General features: G+C 63.0%; 2 protein-coding genes. Both read right to left on the reverse strand.

Going from position 1 to position 2,287, the window contains the following annotated elements; translation table 11 throughout:
• Positions 1 to 38 precede the first annotated feature (38 nt).
• A complete protein-coding gene (locus tag CAPSK01_RS12485) occupies positions 39 to 1,136 on the reverse strand; it encodes a hypothetical protein (protein WP_273703610.1) in 1,098 nt (365 codons plus the stop codon).
• A 254-nt stretch (positions 1,137 to 1,390) separates the two neighbouring features.
• Positions 1,391 to 2,287: SUMF1/EgtB/PvdO family nonheme iron enzyme (locus tag CAPSK01_RS22870; RefSeq protein WP_273703611.1), on the reverse strand; the 897-nt coding region annotated here is incomplete at its 5' end.

A 2,287-nucleotide genomic window follows, 5' to 3' on the forward strand; every position in this document is an offset into this window, starting at 1 on the left:
ATCGCGAGAGATTTTTTTAACCTGTTGACAGGAGCCGGCTAATGGGCGACCCCATGCTTCGTCGCCTCGACATGCATTGAGCGGTTCCACTGATCCATGAAGTTGAGCTTGAAGAACTGGTCGTTCCAGTGGCCGATCTTGCCCGGCAGCGTCACGCCGTTCTGCATCTGCGCCATGACGTTGGCGATGATGCGCGACGGTGCCGTACCGATCTGGTTGGCCAGCTCCTCCCACTTGTCCGGGGTGTAGGCGGCGTCGAACTTGTCGAAGGACCTGGGCATTTCGCGGATGCCGCGCCAGAGCGTGTCAAGCGTGCCACTCATGCTTCCCTTGCGCAGCGCAAGCTGCATCGGTTCGAGCATCTGCGAGAAGACCGCTTTAGGCAGCAGGCGCACGTTGTTGATGAACAACAACGATCCCATGAACTTGCGCAGCCCCGGCGACAGCTTGTCTGAAGCAAGCGTGCCCTCATAGGCGGCGATCGCGTCTTCCATCAGTTGCTGTCCAGCGCTATCCGTTTTGGCGTTGCCGGCCTCCAGCAAGCTCGTCAAGTCGCTGATGCGGTAAGTCTTGCCGTCGCTGCCGACACGCTCGCGTGTACGCTCGGCGAGATGCACCGCCTGCTGAATGTAGCGCATCGCGCTCTGCGCGAAGTCGCGCTCTGACCACTTCTCCTGCAGGTCAGGGCGGCTCGGGAAGAGGTCACGGTCTTTGTTGTAGTAGAAGCCCCGGTCAGCAATCTGGTTCGCCAGCGTACGCGCCTCACCAGCCTTGCCCTTGAAACCGCCGTGGTTCACCAGGTCCGTAATGAACGCCTCGATGTCCTTGCCGATTGCGTCCGCGTTGAGCGTAGCCAAGCGCCTGTAGAAGCGCTCCACCTGATGCGGCTCAACGCCGGCATCTCGCATGTACCCTTCAACCTTGCCCTGGAATTCGACGAACTTCTCGAGGCGGAACTTCTGCATTTGATCTTCAGACATCCCTTTGATCTGTTCGCCGAGTTCGTTGTCGAAAGCGTACTCCATGCGTCGCTTGTCATTGATGTACCCCCCTTTGCCTTCGGCACCGACAAAAAGCTCCATCACCGTGTCGTACTCAGGGAACAGCGAACCACAACGCTCGGGCGAAACGGTCAACGTCGGCCTGGGGGGCGAGGCTCATCTGAGTGGCGCAGATGCCTTTGAGCGAGCCAAAGGTGCCATGGAGATGAAAGATGCTGCTCTGCGCGCACGCAGGTTGAAAGAGGTCCACGCCCACAACTCGCGCTTGCTGTCGCTGACCGTGCTCAACTCGTCGCCGAGATTGGCCGGCTGCTGGGCGGCTGGCTGAAGCAGACGGCGAAATAGGGCGGGGCGCCTCGGGGCCGAAACCTGGGAGGCGCCCCTGTTCACTATGCGCCCGACGGCCGGATGGCCGTGCGGACGGGACTCGCCTGAGCCATCCACAGATCCTTCGCCTCGGCCGCGCAACCGTGGTCGCACGACATTTCCGGAACGCCCTGCGGCGCCTCGCCCGCCCCGATGTGTTGGGCAGCGGACGCAAAGGACTGCTCGATGTGGGAGACACCCCACACCCGAAAGCCGACATTGTTGTTGCGGTTGCCGGGGTGGTTGTGGTTGCGGTAGGCACAACGCGCGTGGTCACGGTTGTTGTTCCACGAGCCGCCGCGCAGCACGCGCGGGCCATCGCCATCCTCCGGATTTTCACGGCCGTCTTCGGCGTGATAGGGATAGGGTCGGTAGAGGCTGCCGGTCCATTCCCACACATTGCCGCTCATGTCCGCAATCCCTTGCGGGGTGTCCCCACCGGGAAAAACGCCCACCGGCGTCGTGCCGCGCACGTGGCTTTCGAAGCTGTTGCAACGGCCGGGGTCGAAATCGCCTTCCCAGGCGTAGCGCCGGCCCGCCCGGCCACGCGCTGCCGCCTCCCACTCGACCTCGCTCGGGAGCCGATAGTCCTGCCCGGTCTGCGCCGAGAGCCAGGCACAGTAGGCGCGTGCCTCGTGCCAGCAGACGCCGACCACCGGATGGGACGGGTGCTGGTACGCAGGATCGTGCCACCACCGCGGTTGCGTCTGCACCTCTGAAGAAAACGAGCGGTTGAGCAGCGCCTCGAAGTCGCCGTCGGACATCTCGAAGTACCATTGCTTGTAGTTCCGGGCATCCGTTGAAGTGATCTGGCCGGCCGCAAGCCACTCGCCAATCCGTGCCGGGTGATCGCGCACGGTCTGCCGGAAGTCGCGTTCCTCCTGCTTCGGACCGTCGGCGATTCCCTCGCCGCGCTGCCA

The sequence above is a fragment of the Candidatus Accumulibacter vicinus genome (assembly GCF_000584955.1).
GTDB lineage: Bacteria > Pseudomonadota > Gammaproteobacteria > Burkholderiales > Rhodocyclaceae > Accumulibacter > Accumulibacter vicinus.